At 67.4% G+C, this 17620-nt stretch carries 19 protein-coding genes; 4 read left to right on the forward strand and 15 right to left on the reverse strand.

Annotation, left to right across the window (positions count from 1 at the left end; all coding sequences use genetic code 11):
- Window positions 1–263: 263 nt before the first annotated feature.
- Both rpe and AC1Q5B_RS01025 read right to left on the reverse strand, forming a co-directional pair.
- Complete coding sequence (rpe, locus tag AC1Q5B_RS01020) at window positions 264–938, reverse strand: ribulose-phosphate 3-epimerase (protein ID WP_492629884.1); 675 nt, start codon at window positions 936–938, stop codon at window positions 264–266.
- A gap of 8 nt (window positions 939–946) precedes the next feature.
- Window positions 947–1276, reverse strand: coding sequence for a J domain-containing protein (locus tag AC1Q5B_RS01025; RefSeq protein WP_056879445.1), 330 nt, complete (start codon window positions 1274–1276; stop codon window positions 947–949).
- 197 nt (window positions 1277–1473) lie between these two features.
- Between AC1Q5B_RS01025 and AC1Q5B_RS01030 the strand changes: the two genes are divergently transcribed.
- Window positions 1474–2400 (forward strand): phosphoribosylaminoimidazolesuccinocarboxamide synthase, encoded by a 927-nt coding sequence (locus AC1Q5B_RS01030; RefSeq protein WP_492629885.1) that lies wholly within the window; start codon window positions 1474–1476, stop codon window positions 2398–2400.
- A gap of 128 nt (window positions 2401–2528) precedes the next feature.
- Window positions 2529–3008 (forward strand): Mpo1 family 2-hydroxy fatty acid dioxygenase, encoded by a 480-nt coding sequence (locus tag AC1Q5B_RS01035; RefSeq protein ID WP_492629886.1) that lies wholly within the window; start codon window positions 2529–2531, stop codon window positions 3006–3008.
- A gap of 80 nt (window positions 3009–3088) precedes the next feature.
- Here the strand turns inward: AC1Q5B_RS01035 and AC1Q5B_RS01040 are convergent, their stop codons facing one another.
- The 9 genes from AC1Q5B_RS01040 to AC1Q5B_RS01080 form a co-directional block, all read right to left on the reverse strand.
- On the reverse strand, window positions 3089–3946 hold the full coding sequence (locus AC1Q5B_RS01040) for an NAD-dependent epimerase/dehydratase family protein (RefSeq protein ID WP_492629887.1): 858 nt from the start codon (window positions 3944–3946) through the stop codon (window positions 3089–3091).
- A gap of 6 nt (window positions 3947–3952) precedes the next feature.
- Window positions 3953–4324 (reverse strand): Na+/H+ antiporter subunit G, encoded by a 372-nt coding sequence (locus AC1Q5B_RS01045; RefSeq protein WP_492629888.1) that lies wholly within the window; start codon window positions 4322–4324, stop codon window positions 3953–3955.
- Complete coding sequence (locus AC1Q5B_RS01050; protein WP_492629889.1) at window positions 4321–4605, reverse strand: K+/H+ antiporter subunit F; 285 nt, start codon at window positions 4603–4605, stop codon at window positions 4321–4323. Before AC1Q5B_RS01050 ends, AC1Q5B_RS01045 begins: the two co-directional genes overlap by 4 nt.
- Window positions 4602–5102: a Na+/H+ antiporter subunit E gene (locus AC1Q5B_RS01055; RefSeq protein ID WP_492629890.1), complete on the reverse strand. Its 501-nt coding sequence runs from the start codon at window positions 5100–5102 to the stop codon at window positions 4602–4604. The genes AC1Q5B_RS01050 and AC1Q5B_RS01055 overlap by 4 nt, the downstream gene beginning before the upstream one ends.
- A gap of 2 nt (window positions 5103–5104) precedes the next feature.
- Window positions 5105–6667, reverse strand: coding sequence for a monovalent cation/H+ antiporter subunit D (locus tag AC1Q5B_RS01060; RefSeq protein ID WP_492629891.1), 1563 nt, complete (start codon window positions 6665–6667; stop codon window positions 5105–5107).
- Window positions 6664–7086: a Na+/H+ antiporter subunit C gene (locus tag AC1Q5B_RS01065; protein ID WP_492629892.1), complete on the reverse strand. Its 423-nt coding sequence runs from the start codon at window positions 7084–7086 to the stop codon at window positions 6664–6666. The genes AC1Q5B_RS01060 and AC1Q5B_RS01065 overlap by 4 nt, the downstream gene beginning before the upstream one ends.
- 16 nt (window positions 7087–7102) lie before the next feature.
- Window positions 7103–9934, reverse strand: a complete 2832-nt coding sequence (locus tag AC1Q5B_RS01070; RefSeq protein ID WP_492629893.1) for a monovalent cation/H+ antiporter subunit A — start codon at window positions 9932–9934, stop codon at window positions 7103–7105.
- 92 nt (window positions 9935–10026) lie between these two features.
- The gene (locus tag AC1Q5B_RS01075; protein WP_492629894.1) at window positions 10027–10977 is read right to left on the reverse strand and encodes a calcium/sodium antiporter; all 951 of its coding nucleotides are present in this window, start codon (window positions 10975–10977) and stop codon (window positions 10027–10029) included.
- A 72-nt stretch (window positions 10978–11049) separates the two neighbouring features.
- On the reverse strand, window positions 11050–11673 hold the full coding sequence (locus tag AC1Q5B_RS01080) for a lectin (RefSeq protein WP_492629895.1): 624 nt from the start codon (window positions 11671–11673) through the stop codon (window positions 11050–11052).
- A gap of 128 nt (window positions 11674–11801) precedes the next feature.
- Between AC1Q5B_RS01080 and AC1Q5B_RS01085 the strand changes: the two genes are divergently transcribed.
- Window positions 11802–12344 (forward strand): hypothetical protein, encoded by a 543-nt coding sequence (locus AC1Q5B_RS01085; RefSeq protein ID WP_492629896.1) that lies wholly within the window; start codon window positions 11802–11804, stop codon window positions 12342–12344.
- A gap of 9 nt (window positions 12345–12353) precedes the next feature.
- Here the strand turns inward: AC1Q5B_RS01085 and hmgA are convergent, their stop codons facing one another.
- The 3 genes from hmgA to hppD form a co-directional block, all read right to left on the reverse strand.
- Complete coding sequence (gene hmgA, locus AC1Q5B_RS01090; RefSeq protein ID WP_492629897.1) at window positions 12354–13658, reverse strand: homogentisate 1,2-dioxygenase; 1305 nt, start codon at window positions 13656–13658, stop codon at window positions 12354–12356.
- Window positions 13659–13668: 10 nt separating this feature from the next.
- The gene (locus AC1Q5B_RS01095) at window positions 13669–14043 is read right to left on the reverse strand and encodes an endonuclease domain-containing protein (RefSeq protein ID WP_492629898.1); all 375 of its coding nucleotides are present in this window, start codon (window positions 14041–14043) and stop codon (window positions 13669–13671) included.
- An 87-nt stretch (window positions 14044–14130) separates the two neighbouring features.
- Window positions 14131–15228: a 4-hydroxyphenylpyruvate dioxygenase gene (hppD, locus tag AC1Q5B_RS01100; protein WP_492629899.1), complete on the reverse strand. Its 1098-nt coding sequence runs from the start codon at window positions 15226–15228 to the stop codon at window positions 14131–14133.
- Between the two features lie 79 nt (window positions 15229–15307).
- On the opposite strand from hppD, the gene AC1Q5B_RS01105 reads away from it, so the two are divergent.
- Window positions 15308–15781 carry a MarR family winged helix-turn-helix transcriptional regulator gene (locus tag AC1Q5B_RS01105; protein WP_492629900.1) on the forward strand — a complete coding sequence of 158 codons (474 nt, stop codon included), beginning with the start codon at window positions 15308–15310 and terminating at the stop codon, window positions 15779–15781.
- Window positions 15782–15962: 181 nt separating this feature from the next.
- Here the strand turns inward: AC1Q5B_RS01105 and AC1Q5B_RS01110 are convergent, their stop codons facing one another.
- Complete coding sequence (locus AC1Q5B_RS01110; RefSeq protein ID WP_492629901.1) at window positions 15963–17465, reverse strand: peptide MFS transporter; 1503 nt, start codon at window positions 17463–17465, stop codon at window positions 15963–15965.
- Window positions 17466–17620 lie beyond the last annotated feature (155 nt).

Below are 17620 nucleotides of genomic sequence, written 5' to 3' on the forward strand. Positions count from 1 at the left end.
GGATTGTCGGGCCGACAGGTCCCATTTCGGCCAAGGCATGCGGTCGCGACTCACGTCGCTCCTACAACAGCGGAGACCGCCGTCATCTTCCCGTCACAGACGACCCGTAACGTGGAAAGCCATAGCAGGGACGACGGGCGGAGGCAGGATCAGCCTCCAATCCTTCCGGGGCGGTGGCGCAGGCCATCGCCCTTTTCCGTGTGACGCCGAGCTTGCCCGGCGGCCTGCACGGCACGCGGAGCACGCTCCGCTCTGCGCACCGATCAGCGACGCGCTTCCGCCACGGCCGTGCGCATGCGGTCGATCACGTCCTTGTAGTCCGGGGCATTGAAGATCGCCGAGCCGGCCACGAAGGCATCTGCGCCCGCCGCTGCGATCTGGCCGATGTTGTCGGCCTTCACGCCGCCGTCGATTTCCAGGCGGATGTCCTTGCCCGTCCTGTCGATCATCGCGCGTACCGCGCGCAGCTTGTCCAGTGCAGACGGAATGAACGCCTGCCCGCCGAAGCCCGGGTTCACGGACATCAGCAGCACCAGGTCCAGTTCCGGCAGCACCCAGTCCAGCACCTCGACCGGCGTACCGGGATTGAGCACCAGGCCGGCCTTGCAGCCCAACGACTTGATCAGCTGGATCGTGCGGTGCACGTGCTTCGACGCTTCCGGATGGAAGCTGATGATGCTGGCACCGGCCTCGGCGAAGTCCGGCACGATGCGATCCACCGGCTCCACCATCAGGTGCACGTCGATCGGCGTGGTGACGCCGTGCTTGCGCAGCGCGCTGCAGACCATCGGGCCGATGGTCAGGTTGGGCACGTAGTGGTTGTCCATCACGTCGAAGTGCACCCAGTCGGCGCCCGCCTTCAGCACGTTGTCGACTTCCTCGCCCAGGCGGGCGAAATCGGCGGACAGGATGGACGGGGCGATGATGCAGTTCGGCATGGAGGGGCTCACTTGCGCTTGCGCAGGGTCTTGATGCGGTCGTAGGCGGCGTTGATCTCGCCGGCCTTCTGTTCGGCCTGGCGGCGCAGGTCTTCCGCCGCGCCGGCCATCTTGTCGGGGTGGTACTGGGAAATCAGCCGGCGATAGGCCTGGTCGACTTCGGCGTCGCTGGCGTCGCTGGTCAGGTCGAAGACGCGGTACGGGTTGTCGCGGCTGAGCTTGAACCAGTCCTCGTCGAAGGCGTGGCCGATGATCAGGCCCACCAGGCCGCCCAGCGGATGGCGCATCAGCAGCCAACCGGCCACGAATCCCAGCAGTTTTCCGTACCAGCGCTTCATTCGGCCCGCCTTCTCCGGCAATCGCGGCATTTTACGGCACATGGCGCTCCCGAGCCCGTACACTACGCGGCCCGGTCCGGTACCCGGCCCCGCAGCAGCGGGTAGACGGCCGCCCCGGGGCCTCGGGCGCACGGCCTGCCGCACGCCCCACGACGCTGTACCGCCTCGATGGTTTCCGGACTCCCGAAGGAGTGTTTGTGCCCACGACGTTGCTGCAATCCGATCTGCCCGGCCTCACCCTGCGCCACCGCGGTAAGGTCCGCGACGTGTTCGATATCCCGCGCGACCGCCTGCCCGCCGATGCGCCTGCGGGCGACTACCTGTTGATGGTAGCCACCGATCGCCTGAGCGCCTTCGACGTGGTGCTGCCCGATCCGATTCCCGGCAAGGGCGAGATGCTCTGCCAGATTTCCAACTTCTGGTTCGCCAAGACCGCGCACCTGATGCCGAACCACCTGACCGGCATCGACGTGGCCAGCGTGCTGCCGGCCGGCGTCGATGCGTCGCTGTACGCCAAGCGCGCGGTAGTGACGAAGAAGCTCAAGCCCGTGCCGGTAGAGGCGATCGCCCGCGGCTACCTGATCGGCAGCGGCTGGAAGGACTACCAGCGCACCGGCAAGGTCAGCGGCATCGAACTGCCCGATGGCCTGCGCCAGGCGGAAAAGCTGGCCGAACCGATCTTCACCCCGTCGACCAAGGCCGCCGTCGGCGACCACGACGAGAACATCGATTTCGACGCGATGGTGAAGACCGTCGGCGCCGAACTGGCCGAGCGCGTGCGCGACGCCACCCTGCGCATCTACCGCTTCGCCGCCGACGTCGCGGCCGAGCGCGGCATCCTGCTGGCCGACACCAAGTTCGAGTTCGGCACGGACGAGGATGGCCGCCTCTACATCATGGACGAGATGCTGACGCCGGATTCCTCGCGCTACTGGCCCGCGGACCAGTACGAAGTCGGGACCAGCCCGCCGAGCTACGACAAGCAGTTCGTGCGCGACTACCTGGAAACGCTGGACTGGGACAAGACCGCGCCCGGCCCGTCGCTGCCCGCCGAGGTCATCGAGCGCACCCGCGCCAAGTACGCCGAAGCGCTGCAGAAACTGGCCGGCATCACCGTCGACTGACCGTACACGGTACCTGTAGAGCGGGCTTCGCCCGCCCTCCTGCGAGGTTGCGATGGCCGGCCCGGCAACCCCGGCCGCGCTGGGGTATGCTCCATACCCTGCCGCATTGCCATCCTCGGGAGGGATGAATGAACGCGACCGCACAACGTCCGGTGGACCGCTGGTTCGCCAGCTATTCCGGCGACCACGTCAACGAGACCAACCAGCTGATCCATGTGTTCGCCGTGCCGGCGATCCTGTGGACGGTGGTGGCGCTGCTGTGGTGCATCCCGGTGTTCGGCACGTGGGTGAAGTCCGGCATGTGGGCGGCGCTGGCGATGTTCGGCGCGTGGATGTACTACTACAAGCTGTCCCGGCCGCTGGGCTTCGGCATGCTGGCGATCTTCATCGCGATGGCCTGGCTGACGCGCTGGCTGGAGGGCCTGCTGGGACTGCAGAACCTGTTCTTCCTCGCCGTGGCGGTCTTCGTGCTGGCGTGGATCGCGCAGTTCATCGGCCACAAGATCGAAGGCAAGAAGCCCAGCTTCCTGACCGACCTTACCTACCTGCTGATCGGCCCGGTGTGGGTGCTGAGCAAGTTCTACCGGAAGATGGGTTGGCGGTATTGAGGGTAGAGCCGGGCTTGCCCGGCTGATGCCGTTCCCGGGATCGTTTCAGGGTTCAGAAAAGCAGCGGAGCAAGCTCCGCTCTACGAATTGACCGCACGCTTGTCGACGACGAAGGGCCGCGGCGCGTAACCGAAGTCGTTGCGCGCCGGCGTGGCGTCGAACACCAGGTCCTCGCGCATCCGTGCTACCGCGTCGTCGGTGAGCCCCCGCATCACGCCCGCCATGCGGGCAAGCGAGAGTAGCGCACGGAAGACCGGCATCGGCAGCTGCCGCAGCGTCGCCGGCGGGTCGAGCGCCGCCAACGTGCGCGCCACCATCTCGCGGTAGGCCAGCGTTTCGCCCCCCGGCAACGCATACGACTGCCCGTGCGTCGCGGGCGCATCCACCACCGCGAGCGCGGCGGCGGCGAGGTCGTCCACATGCACCGGCTGGCGTTTCCCTTGCGCGCCATGCGGCAGCATGAAGAAGCCCAGGCGCCGTGCGATCGCCGCGATCCGCGCCAGCGTCTGGTCGCGGCCTGCGCCGTAGACCAGGGTCGGACGCAGCAACGTCGCTGCCGCACCCTGTGCCGTCGCGGCATCGAACACGATCCGCTCGGCGGCCTGCAGCCGCGCAACGATGTCGCGCTCGTACGCATCGTGCGAGTTCTGCTTCGTATCGAGGCTGGTGGATCCGAACGCGACCACGCGCGGCGCCGCCACCAGGCCGCGCGCATACCACTGCGCGAACCCGTCCAGCGGGCCGGTGCTGAAGATCACGTCGACGCGATCGGGCAATCCATCGATGCCGGCGAATTCGCCGGGCAGCCACCGCACGTTCGACGACGCGGGCCGCGATGTCCGCGATACCGCGAACACGTGCCATTCGCCCGCAGCGAGCCGGGCCAGCAGCGCCTCGCCGATCTGGCCGCTGGCACCGAAAACGAGGGCGGTACGCATCGCGGATCAGGCGTCCGGGGCGGCGTCTTCGTCGACCGCGTCGATCGGCCTGGGCGGTTCGCCGCCCGGCATCGGCGGCCGCTCCGCCATGTGCAGCGACAGTGCCGCCTTGGCCATCAGATGCGCGCTGATCGGCGTCGTGATGAAAAGGAAGGCGGTGATCAGCAACTCGCGCGGCTGCGGATCGGTGCCGCTCAGGGCGTGGTAGCCGACCGACGCGATCAGCACGCAGCCCACGCCCAGCGTGCTGGCCTTGGTCGGGCCGTGCAGGCGCTTGAAGAACTCCGACAGCTTCAGCAGGCTGAAGGAGCCCACCAGGATGAAGAAGCTGCCCACGGCCAGCAGCAGTACCAGCAGGATGGCGAAGACCCAGCTCATTCGACGATGTCCCGGCGCAGCACGTACTTGCTCAGCACCACCGTGCCGACGAACCCCAGCATGGCGATGATCAGCGCCGCCTCGAAGTAGACCGCCGTGCCCAGGTACATGCCGAACAGCACCAGTTGCGCGATCGCCGCCACGAACAGCGTGTCCAGCGCCAGGATGCGGTCGGGCACGCTGGGACCGCGCACCAGCCTCGCCAGCGCCAGCAGCATCGCCAGTCCGACCACGTGCATCGAGGCGACGATGGCGTACATCACCAGTTCCGGAGGCGTCATGGGAAGATCTCCCTCAGCGGCGCTTCGTAGCGCGTCTTGATCTGCCGGATCACCTCGTCGGCATCGTCTAGGTTCAGCACGTGCACGAGCAGGTGGCTGCGGTCGTCCGACAGGGCCGACGACACCGTTCCCGGCGTGAGCGTGATGATGCTGGTCAGCGCCGCGATGCCGTGGATGTTGTCGATGTCCAGCGGCACCCAGATGAAGCCGGGATGGATGTTCCGCTCCGGGCCCAGCACCTGCATCGCCACGGTGATGTTGGCCTGCACGATATCCAGGGCCAGCACGCCCAGCATGCGGGGCACGCTGCGCAGGCGGCCGATGCTGGCGAATTCGCGGTCCAGGCGCGCGGCGAACGGCGGAATCAGCAGCGCCAGCAACAGCGCCATGACCACATGGCCGGCGCTGACATCGTCGTTCATCAGCAACCAGAAGCAGAACACCGTCACGCTCAGCGGCAGCGACGGCAACCAGCGCTTGCGCCATGTCGAGGCCATGCTCAGGGCTCCCTCAGGATCGGTGCGGCGGCGCGCACGTGTTCGACGTAATCGGCCGGTGCCTGCAGCTGCGCGGCGGTGGCGCGCGTGTAGTCCAGTACCGGCGCGGCCACCAGTACCAGCGCCACGCCATAGGCCAGCAGCAGCACGATGGCCGAGGTTTCCAGGGGGCGCGATGGCGCGATCTGGTCCTGCTCGGGGACGTAGGCCTCCAGCTTCCGCACGCCGGCATCGGGCCAGGGCTCCACGCGCCAGAACAGGCGCGTGCCGGCACGCGCCAGCCCCACCAGCATCATGAAGCTCGTGACCAGGACCAGCGCCCAGATCCACGGCGTACGCGGACCGGCGGGCACCGCGTCCAGCAGCAGCAGCTTGCCGATGAAGCCGGACAGCGGCGGCAGGCCCGCCAGCGAGACCGCCGCCACCAGGAACAGCAGGCCGGGCACGGTCTTGTCGGGCAGTGCGGCGATCAAGTCCTTGCGGTCGCTCGCGCGGCCGCGGCGCCGGCGGATCAGGTCGGCGAGCAGGAACAGCGCGGCGCCGGCGAAACTGCTGTGCACCAGGTAGTACAGCCCGGCACCGACGGTACCGGCGGTATGCAGCGAAAACGCGACGAACAGCGTGGCTGCCGAGCCCAGCACCAGATAGGCCGCCAGCGCGCGAAGCCGGTTCGCCGCCAGCACGCCCAGCGACGCCAGCACCAGCGTCGCCGCGCCCAGGACCAGCAGCGCCGGCCATGCGAAGCCGTCCAGCGGTCCCGACGCGCCGAAGCTCAGTGTGCCCAGCCTCAACACGGCATACAGGCCCACCTTGGTCATGATGGCGAACAGGCCGGCCACGGCCGCGGGCGCATGCGTATAGGTCTCCGGCAACCAGAAGTACATCGGCAGCAACGCGGCTTTCGCGCAGAACACCACGAACAGCAGGCCGGCCGCCGCCTGCACCAGCGCCACATCGCCCGGCGGCAGTTGCGCCACACGCACCGACAGCTCGGCCATGTTCAAGGAGCCGAGCAGGCCGTACAGCAGGCCCAGCGCGATCAGGAACAGCGTCGAGGCGGCGATATTGAAGGTGACGTAGTGCAGGCCCGCGCGCATCCGCTCACCTCGCCCGCCACTGAGCATCAGGCCGTACGAGGAGATCAGCAGCACTTCGAAGAACACGAACAGGTTGAAGATGTCGCCGGTGAGGAACGCGCCGTTCAATCCCATCAACTGGAACTGGAAGAACGCATGGAAGTGCGGCGCGCGCCGGTCCCAGCCCGCGCAGGCGTGCAGCAGGCAGGCCGCGGCGAGCAGCAGCCCGACCAGCAGCATCAATGCCGACAGCCGGTCCACCATCAGCACGATCCCCAGCCGCGCCGGCCAGTCGCCCAGCAGGTAGACCGACACGTCGCCCGAACCCGCCGAAGCGACCAGGACACCGGCAACCGCCAGCATGGCGGCGATCGAAGTCCACGCGACGATGCGCTGCGGCACCATGCCGAAGCGGCGATGTTCGAAGAACAGCGCGATAGACGCGGCGAACAGCGGGATCAGGATCGGCAGCACCGGCAGGTGGTTCATGCGCGCGGCTCCGCGTCGTCGGCCTTGGCGGCATCGCGCGCTTCTTCATGGCGACGCTGTTCGCTGGCCAGGAATTCGCGCTGGGCCTTGCTGCCGTCGACATGGTCGCTGTCGTTGTCGCCGCGGCTGCGGATCGACAGGACCACCGTCACCGCCGTCATCGCGAAGGCGATCACGATGGCCGTCAGCACCAGCGCTTGGGGCAGCGGATCGGTGTAATGGGCGAGCGTCGGCGCCACACCTTCGCGCAGCACCGCCGGCTTGCCGGGCGTCAGCCGCCCTCCGGCGAAGATCAGCAGGTTGGTCGCATAGGACAGCAGCGTCAGCCCGAGGATGACGTCGAAGCTGCGCGCACGCAGCAGCAGGTACACGCCTGCCGCAGTGAGGATGGCGATCGCGCTCGCCATGGCCAGTTCCATTATGGCGTCCTCCCCATCAGCTCAGTTCTCCCGTGCGGGTGGACCGCTCGCCCGGCTCCATCACGCCGAGGTGCGACACGCGCGTGCGCGAAGGGCGGATGGTGCCCATCATCGAGAGGATGAGCATGGCGCCGCCGAACACCACCAGGTAGACGCCGGTGTCGAAGCCGATCGCGCTGGCCAGCGGCACCGTGCCGATCACCGGCAATACCAGGTCGAGATGACCGCTGGTCAGGAACGGCACGCCGAACAGCATCGACGCCACCCCGCTCACGCCGGCGACGATCAGGCCGATGCCGATGCACTTGATGTAGTCGAAGCCGAAGCGCGACTCGACCGACGCCGCCCCTTGGATCACGTACTGCACCAGCAGCGGCACCGCCAGCACCAGGCCGGCGATGAAACCGCCACCGGGCGCGTTGTGTCCGCGCAGGAACAGGAACACCGACACGGTCAGCGTCAACGGGAACATGATCTGCGCCAGGTCCGCCGGCACCGGCAACTTGATCGGGGGACCCGACATGACCTTCTCCGGCGCCATCCGCGCACGGCGCAGCAGCGCATGCACGATCAGCGCCGCGATACCGAACACGGTGATCTCGCCGAAGGTATCGAAGCCGCGGAAGTCGACCAGGATCACGTTGACCACGTTGCTGCCATAGGCTTCCGGCAGCGAGCGCGCCAGCAGTTCGCCGCTGATGGTGTCGGCCGGCCGCGTCATCACCTGGTAGGCGAGCAGGCCGGCACCACCGCCCGCGACCGAGGCCACCAGAATGTCGCGCAGGCGCCGGCGCGGCGTCCGCTCGGGCGGCGAGCGCGGTGGCAGGTAATGCAGTCCCAGCAGCAACAGGACCAGACTGACCATTTCCACCATCAACTGCGTCAGCGCCAGGTCCGGCGCGGACAGGAAGACGAAGGTCAGGCTGACCACCAGGCCGGCGCCGCCCAGCACGATGACCGCCAGCAACCGCTGCCGGTACAGGCGGATCGTCCACACCGCGCATACCACCAGGACCAGCCACAGCAGCCAGCCCAACAGCGGCATGGGCTGGGGCGCGCGCCACTGCAGCGGTGCGGCATCGCCGGCGACGAAAGGCGCGGCACCGGCGGCGATCGCCGCCAGCACCAGGAACAGCAGGCTGCGCTGCAGGCTGCCATTGGCGATCCGTGCGGTGAAGCGACCCGCCAGCGCGTAGAGTGCTTCCATGTTCCAGCGGAACACGAGGCGTCCGAACGACTGCCGCGCGATCGCATGCAGATCGAACAGCCGGCGCAGCCCGAAGTACAGCAGGACGCCGCCGGCGATGCCGGCCAGGCTCATCAGCAGCGGCGTGTTGATGCCGTGCCACACCGCCAGGCTGTACTCGGGCATGGCCTCGCCGAGGATCGCACCGGCGCCGGCGTGCAACACCGGCGCCACCGTCCACGCCGGGAACATGCCGACCGCCACGCACAGCACCACCAGCACTTCCACCGGTATCTTCATCCAGCGCGGCGGCTCGTGCGGGACCACGTCGAGGTCGCGCGGTCCCTTGCCGAAGAAGGTCTCGTAGACGAAGCGCAGGCTGTAGGCCACGCCGAACATGCCGTACAGCAGCGCCGCCGCCGCGATGGCGTTGCGCATGCCGCGGTGGCCGTCGATGTCCAGCGCCTCGGCGAAGAACATCTCCTTCGACAGGAAGCCGTTGAGCAGCGGGATGCCCGCCATCGCCAGCGAGGCCACGATCGCCAGCGCGCTGGTCATCGGCAGGTAGCGCCGCAGGTTGCCGAGCCGCCGCATGTCGCGCGTGCCGGTCTCGTGGTCGATGATGCCGGCCGCCATGAACAGCGAGGCCTTGAACGTGGCGTGGTTGAGGATGTGGAACACGCCCGCCACCACCGCCATCGGCGTGGAGATGCCGAACAGCAGCGTGATCAGGCCGAGGTGCGAGATGGTCGAATAGGCCAGCAGGCCCTTCAAGTCGTGCTGGAAGATCGCGAACCAGGCGCCGACCAGCAGCGTCATCGCACCGACGCTGGTGACCACGTAGAAGAACAGGTCGGTCCCCGCCAGCGCCGGATGCAGCCGGGCGAGCAGGAACACCCCGGCCTTCACCATCGTCGCCGAATGCAGGTAGGCCGAGACCGGTGTCGGCGCCGCCATCGCGTGCGGCAGCCAGAAGTGCAGCGGGAACTGCGCGCTCTTGGTGAACACGCCCGCCAGCGCCAGCGCCAGCGCCCACGGATACAGCGTGCTCGCGCGGATCAGGTCGCCCGAGGCCAGCACCACGTCCAGGTCGTAACTGCCGACGATGCGCCCGATCAGCAGCACGCCGCCCAGCAGCGCCAGTCCGCCGGCGCCGGTGATCGCCAGGGCCATGCGCGCGCCCTCGCGCGCATCCTGGCGATGCGACCAGAAGCCGATCAGCAGGAACGAACTGATGCTGGTCAGTTCCCAGAACACCACCAGCAGCAGCAGGTTGCCGGCCAGCACCACGCCCAGCATCGAGCCCATGAACAGCAGCAGGCAGGCGAAAAAGCGCGGTGCGCTGTCCTTCTCGCTCAGGTAGTAGTGCGCGTACATGACCACCAGCGCACCGATCGCCAGCACCATGCCGGCGAACATCCATGCCAGCCCGTCCAGGCGCAGGGTGAAGGCCAGGCCGATCTGCGGGATCCAGGCGTGGTCGGCGCGAACGTTCCAGCCCTGCAGCACGCTCGGCGTCATCCACGCCAGCAGCACCAGGCCCAGCAGCGGCGCCAGGCCGGCCAGCCATGCGGTCGCGCCGCGCGGAAGGCCGCGCGCCAGCGCCACCACCAGCGCGAGCACGAACGGCAGCGCCAGCAGGATTTCGAGGAAAGGGATCATCTACCGCCTTGCGTTGCAGGGAATGCGTCATTCGCGAGCAATCGCCCCGAGTTTAACAAACCCGTTCACACATGCCTGACCCACTGTTCAGGTCAAGCGAGCAACGCGATCTCCAGGACTACCCAGCCGACGAAAGCGGCAAGCAGGATGCCGCCTTCCACGCGGCTGATGCGCAGGTCGCCGCGCAGCATCGGGTACAGCACCAGCACGAAGGCGATCGCGGCAGGCAGTTCGAGCCGCACGAACGATTCCGGCAGCGCCAGCGGACGGAACGCGGCCATGCCACCCACCACCACCAGCAGGTTGAACAGGCTGGAGCCGATGACGTGGCCCGCGACCATGTCGCCCTGCCCGCGCCGGGCCGCCATCGCGGCCGCGGCGATCTCCGGCAAGGCCGTACCGATCGCCACCGGCAGCAAGCCGGTCAGCAGCGGCGACAGGCCCCAGTGCACGCCGATGACCGGCGCTCCCTGCACCACGAAGCGCGCGCCGTAGTACAGCAGCGCGGCCGCCACGACGAAGCGCAGCAGGTTCATCCACAGCACGGCATGGGTGTGGGCGTAGGCCTCGATCTGCGTCCGCACCGCCGCATCCTCGCGGGGCGCACGCGCCAGCAGGAACGCCAGCGATGCCACGAAGCCCAGCAGCAGCGCACCGCCTTCGACACGGCTGACCACGCCATCCAGGCCGAACACGATCAGCGCCAGCGTCGCGAGCGCCAACAGCACCAGCAGCGGCGAGAGCACGCGCATCCGCACCAGCACCGGCGCGACCAGTGCCGCGACGCCGAGCGTCAGGCCCAGGTTGACGATATTGCTGCCCACTGCGTTGCCGAGCGCGAGTTCCTGCGAGCCCACCCATGCCGCGCGCGCATTGACCGCCAGTTCCGGCAGCGAGGTCCCGAACGCGATCAGCAGCAGACCCGCGACGAACGGCGACGCGCCTACGCGCTGAGCCAGGCCCGACGCGCCCTTGACGATCGAATCCCCGCCCAGCGCCAGCAGCACCAGGCCCAATGCGAAGTAACCCCAGGCTTCCGCCATCGCCGTGCTCCCCGTCGCGTCTGCGGCGATTCTATGCCCCGCCCGCCGGAGCGGCCAGCCGGGTGCCGTCGATCAGGAGCAGCCTTCGACGTATTCGACCTGCGGCGACAGGCCCACGCGCCACGAGGTGATCTTGCCCGCGGCATCGGCCTCGAAGACCAGCTTGGTGGTCGGCGCCACGTCGCCGGCATCGATGGACAGGTATTGGCCACCTTCGGTGTACTTGTGCGGCGACGCCTGCAGCGCACCGCCATAGAGCTTCTGCACGTCTTCGACGCTCATGCCGACCTTGCCGCCGCCGGGCGCGGTTTCCTTGTCGGTGCCCACGTCGTAGCGGACGAACCTGCCCTCTTCCATCATGAAGGCGAACTCGGCGGGACGACTGATCCACTTCGGCCACAGGTAGTGGCAAGTGGTGCCTTCCATCGGCGCGCCATTGAGTTCGCCGCCCCACGCCGCGCGCGCCTCGTCGACGGTGCTGCCCAGCTTCATGTCGCCGTAGCCGAGGAAGCTCGCCTGGCTGACCGGCCCGGCCGGCGCGGCGGTGTCGTCGACGGCGGGCGCAGGCGCAGGCGTTTCCGCCATCGGCGTGCTGGTCGCGGTGGTCTGCGGCTCCGCCACTGGCGCAGCGGCCTCTTCGCGCTGGCACGCGGACAACAGGGTGACGACCATCACGATCGGCAGCATCGACTTCATGGGGGGCTCTCTCCAGTGCACAAACATGAATCCTAGCGGCAACGCGTTAAGTCGCCGCGAACACCGCGCTGTCATCGGCACTTCATCGTGCGTGGCTAGCCTGCGCACGCCCGACACCGGCCCTTCCCATGCGTCCGTCGAAGACCGATCTCGCCCGCCAGACCCTGCAGGCCCACACCGGCGTGCTCGGCATGCGCGAACGTCGCACGCTGATCCTCTGCGATGGCCAGCGCGATCTGGCCGAACTGGCGCGCCTGCTGGGACAGGACGCTCCTCTTCTGGTGCAGGGACTGGCGAAGGCGGGCTATCTCACCGTCGCAGGTAGCGCACCGGGCTTCTCAACCCCGCCGGCAACAGCAGCGCCGGTGCCTCCTGCCGCCACGACGCCGGCAACGCCCGGACCGCGACGGTTGCGGGTGGCGGCGAAGGTCTACCTGTCCGGCATGCTGGAACTGCAGCGTGACGAAAGCGCACGCAAGCATCGCGAGCGACTGCAGGCGCGGCTGGAGGATGACGCGATGCTCGACGCGTTCGCCGATGCGCTGCGGTTCCTCGAAGGTCGCGTTGCCGCCACGCTCGCCGGACGCATCCGCGAGCGTCTGTTCGAGGCACTGCCGCCGGACGACCTGCAGCGCATGCTCGACGCACGGATGGCAAGCGCGCTGTCCTGACGCGTCGAATCAGCCGTTCGGCGCGAAGTGCTTGCGCAGCCCCGCCCAGCACGCCTGGTAGTCACGCTGGCGATGCGCGGCGTCGATCGCCTGACGCGTCGGCCGGATCACGGCCCGCGTCTCGAACATGAAGGCCATCGTGCCGCTGAGGACGTCAGGTTTGGACAGATCCGCGCCGGATGCCTTCTCGAACGTCGCCGCATCCGGCCCATGCCCGGTCATGGAGTTGTGCAGCGACGCGCCGCCCGGCGCGAAGCCTTCCACCTTGGCGTCGTACACGCCATGGATCAGCCCCATGAACTCGCTGGCGATATTGCGGTGGAACCACGGCGGCCGGAACGTGTCCTGCGCCACCAGCCAGCGCGGCGGGAAGATCACGAAATCCATGTTGCCCACGCCCGGCGTGTCGCTCGGCGAGGTCAGCACCAGGAAGATCGACGGATCGGGATGGTCGAAGCTGATCGACCCGATCGTGTTGAAGCGGCGCAGGTCGTAGCGGTAGGGCGCGTAGTTGCCGTGCCAGCCGACCACGTCCAGCGGCGAATGGCCGATGTCGGCGTGCCACAGGTGGCCCTGGAACTTGGCGATCAGTTCGAACTCGCCTTCGACGTCGTCGTACGCGGCGACCGGCGTTTCGAAATCGCGCGGGTTGGCCAGGCCGTTGGAACCGATCGGCCCCAGGTCCGGCAGGCGCAACGCAGCGCCGAAGTTCTCGCACACGTAGCCGCGCGCCTCGCCGTCGGGCAAGTCGACCCGAAAGCGCACGCCGCGCGGGATCACGGCGATCTGCTGCGGCTCGACCTCGATCACGCCGAACTCCGTGGCGATGCGCAGACTGCCCTGCTGCGGCACGATCAGCAGCTCGCCGTCGGCATCGTAGAAATAGCGCCCCTGCATCGAGCGGTTGGCCGCGTACAGGTGGATGCCGACGCCATGCTGACTTTCGGGACCGCCGTTGCCCGCCATCGTGTACAGGCCATCGATGAAGTCCGTCGGCGTTTCCGGCAAGGGCAGCGGCGACCAGCGCATCTGGTCGGGCGACACTGGGCCCGCACTGAAGTCGCTGTGCAACCGGGGCTGCGCATACGGCGCGAACGGCCCGTGCATCGCCGCCGGGCGGATGCGGTAGAGCCAGCTGCGCCGGTTCTCGGCGCGCGGCGCAGTGAAGGCCGTCCCGCTCAACTGCTCCGCATACAGCCCGTGCGCCACGCGCTGCGGCGAGTTACGGCCCTCGGGCAACGTGCCCGGGATCGCCTCGCTGGCGAAGTGGTTGCCGAAGCCGGTCTGGTATCCGCAATCAGTGGAGGTCTTCATCTCGCTGCCTTTAAAGCCTCTCTCCCGGTGGGAGAGGGGTTGGGGTGAGGGGCGATGGTGAGACGGTCTGGCAGATCGCCTCGACCACCGCTTCAAGCTGCATCAGTACGTCGTTGTCCCAGAAGCGCAGCACAGTGAAACCCTTCGATTCCAGGAACTGCGTTCGTGCGCGATCCGATGCTTCCGTGTGCTGCGACCCGTCGACCTCAATCACCGGGCGTGCCGACACACAGCAGAAGTCGACCGTGTAAGGCGGGACGGGATGCTGTCGACGAAACTTCAATCCATCGATATTGGCCCCCCGCAGCACGGACCACAGCTTGCGCTCCGCATCCGTCGAGCCAATCCGCAGCTCCTTTGCCTGCTCCAAGGAGCGAGTCGCCATGGGGGGTCTGCGGTAGTTCGCCATCATCGTGCTCCTGCCCCTCACCCCAACCCCTCTCCCGCCGGGAGAGGGGCTTCAAGCGGAAGCCTACAGCACCCCACGCTTCATCTGGTCGCGCTCGATGCTCTCGAACAGCGCCTGGAAGTTGCCCTCGCCGAAGCCTTCGTTGCCCTTGCGCTGGATGATCTCGAAGAAGATCGGGCCCAGCGCGTTCTGGGTGAAGATCTGCAGCAGCTTGCGCTCCTTGGTCTCCACGTCGGCATCGATGAGGATCTTGTTGCGCGCGAGGCGGGCGACGTCTTCGCCATGATGGGGGATGCGCTGGTCGATCACGTCGAAGTAGGTGTCCGGCGTGTCCAGGAATTCCACGCCGGTCTCGCGCATCTTTTCCACGGTCGTGTAGATGTCGTCGGTGAAGCAGGCGATGTGCTGGATGCCTTCGCCCTTGTAGGCATCGAGGTATTCGTTGATCTGGCTCTTCGGATCGCTCGACTCGTTGAGCGGGATGCGCACCATGCCGTCCGGCGCGGTCATCGCCTTCGACAGCAGGCCGGTCTTGGCGCCCTTGATGTCGAAGTAGCGGATCTCGCGGAAGTTGAACAGACGCTCGTAGTAGTCCGCCCACTTGGCCATGTTGCCGTGGTAGAGGTTGTGCGTCAGGTGGTCGATGAAGGTCAGGCCGAAGCCCTTAGGCAGCAGGTCCGCGCCGGGCAGGTATTCGTAGTCCGGATCGTGGATCGTGCCCTGGTCGTCGTAGCGGTCGACGATGTACAGCATGCAGTCGCCGATACCCTTGATCACCGGCGCGGCGACCGCCTTGGTCAGTTCGTCGGCGGCGTCGAAGGATTCGGCACCGTTCTTCAGTGCCTGCACGCGCGCCCACTCGGCCAGCTTCTTGACGCGGATCGCGAAGCCGCACGCGCTGGGACCATGCTCGGCGGCGAAGCGCGCGGCGAACGAATCCGGGTCCTCGTTGATCAGGAAGGTGCAGTCGCCCTGGCGGTAGGTACTGATGGCGCGGGTCTTGTGCCGCGCGACCTGCACGAAGCCCAGCTTGCGGAAGTAGTCGTGCAGGTGGTGCGCCTGCCCGGCCGGCGCGGCAAACTCGACGAATTCGAAGCCGTCGATCCCCATGGGATTGTCGAAGGTCGTGGGCTGCATGCCCAGGTTGGGTTGTGCGGTCATGGGGCGCCTCGCTAGGCTTGCCGGGATTTGCCCCCATTTTATAGTTTCAGCCGAAACCAACTACAAGCAGCAGTGCAGCATGAGCCAGCCAGCCAGCCCCGCCGTCCACGCCGATTTCGACCTCGACCGCCTGTTTTCCTACCGGTTGAGCGTGCTGTCCAACCGCATCAGCAGCGCGATTTCCCGCGAATATCACCGCCGTTTCGGCTTGGCCATCACCGAATGGCGGGTCATGGCGGTCCTGGGCCGCTTCCCGGGCCTGTCGGCCGGCGAGGTCGCCCACCGCACCGCCATGGACAAGGTGGCGGTCAGCCGGGCGGTGGCCCGCCTGCTGGAACGGGCGCTGATCCAGCGCGAAATCCACGGCGACGACCGCCGCCGCTCGGTGCTGGCGCTGACCGATGAGGGCTTCCGGGTCTACGACGAGGTTGCCCCGATGGTCATTGAGTACCACCAGCGCATGCTGGAGCCGCTGACCGAGGAAGAGCGCGCGATGCTGGACCAGCTGATCGACAAGCTCGCCGGGGAAGGCGTCAAGCGCATCGAGGGCTGAAGGACATGCTTGCGTAGAGCCGAGCTTGCCCGGCTGCGCTATGCGTACGAACCCGACAGCAGCGGAGCAAGCTCCGCTCTACGAAGAACGGCGGCCGATGGCCGCCGTTCTTGTGTGGATCCCCGCTTGCGCGGGGATGACGCATTGGCAAAGCCGTGCGCAGGGCGCACGGGCCAATGCGTCACTTCACGCCGTGCATCAGGCGGTTGACCAGCGGAGCGATCAGGAACAGCAGCACGCCCGAGCCGACCAGCGCCCAGAAGCCGAAGGTGTAGCCCGAATGCGCGGACTGCACGGTCATGCCGCCGGTGCCGCTGACGTGCCCGGCGAAGATGCCGGCCAGGTTGTTGCCGATCGCGATCGACAGGAACCAGCAGCCCATCGCCATGCCGGCCAGGCGGGCAGGCGCCAGCTTGGTCGTCATCGACAGGCCGATCGGCGACAGGCAGAGCTCACCGACCGACTGGATGACGTAGACCATGAACAGCGTCCAGAACGGGATCTTGCCGTTGCCGTCGACCATGCTGTTCAGCGCGATCATCAGCAGCAGGAACGCCAGGCCATTGAAGATCAGGCCCAGGCCGAACTTGCGCGGGATCGACGGATTGTTCTTGCCCATCCGCACCCACATCCACGCCATGACCGGCGCCAGGGTGATGATGGCGATCGAGTTCACCGACTGGAACCACTCGAGCGGGAACACCCAGTCGCCGAAGTCGCGGTTGACGATCTGGTCGGCGAGGAAGGTGAACGAGCTGCCGGCCTGTTCGAAGAACATCCAGAACAGCACGTTGAACACGAAGATGATCAGCATCGCCACGACCATGTCGCGTGCGACCTTGCCGTTGCGGGCGCCTTCGATCAACAGCATCACCGCCGGCACCACGAACAGCGCCATCAGGATCGCCTGCAGCGCGCTGGCGTCGATGGTCAGCAGGAAGTAGAACAGCGGAATGCCGACCACCAGGCCGAGCACCGCAACCAGGCCGACCCGACCCAGACCTTCCTGGCCGGGCGCCGGCAGGCCGATGCCCTTGAGCTGGCTGCGACCGACCCAAAACCAGATCAGGCTGGCGATCATGCCGATGCCCGCCGAGATGAACACCCACTGGTAATGCGGATCTTCATTGGTGCCGAAGATCTTGCGCGCCAGCCAGCCGGTGATCACCGGAGCGATCATCGCGCCGATGTTGATGCCCATGTAGAAGATGGTGAAACCGGCATCGCGGCGCGCATCGCCCTGGAAATACAGCTTGCCCACCATCGTCGAGATGATCGGCTTGAACAGGCCGTTGCCGACGATGATCGTGGCCAGGCCCAGCTTGAACAGCGGCTCGGTCGGCGAGGCCAGCAGGAACAGGCCCAGCGCCATGAACACCGCGCCCAGCAGGATCGAACGCTGGAAGCCGATCAGCTTGTCGGCGACGTAGCCGCCGAAGATCGCACCGGCGTAGACCAGCGCCAGGTAGGCGCCGTACATCTCGCTGGCCGGCTTCTGGCCGGAGGCGTCGCCGCCGTGGAACTGCGCCACGATGTACAGCACCATCGCCCAGCGGATGCCGTAGAACGCGAAGCGCTCCCAGAACTCCGACATGAAGAGCATCCACAGCGGACGCGGATGACCCAGGACTTGCTTGAACTCCGGTATCCGTTCCGGCGTTGGTGAATCGACGGCTCCGCTCATGCGGGCTCCCCCTTGCAATGAATTCGGTTACGGGTGCAACCGGCGTGAAGCGGGCGAGGATCACCGACCCGGGCCGGGCACGTCAATTGGCGCATGGGCGCCGGCGCGTGCCCCGCCCGCCCTGTTCAGCGCGCCAAGTCCTTGCCCGCAAAAGG

This window comes from Pseudoxanthomonas sp. GW835-FHT14C01, assembly GCF_058793715.1.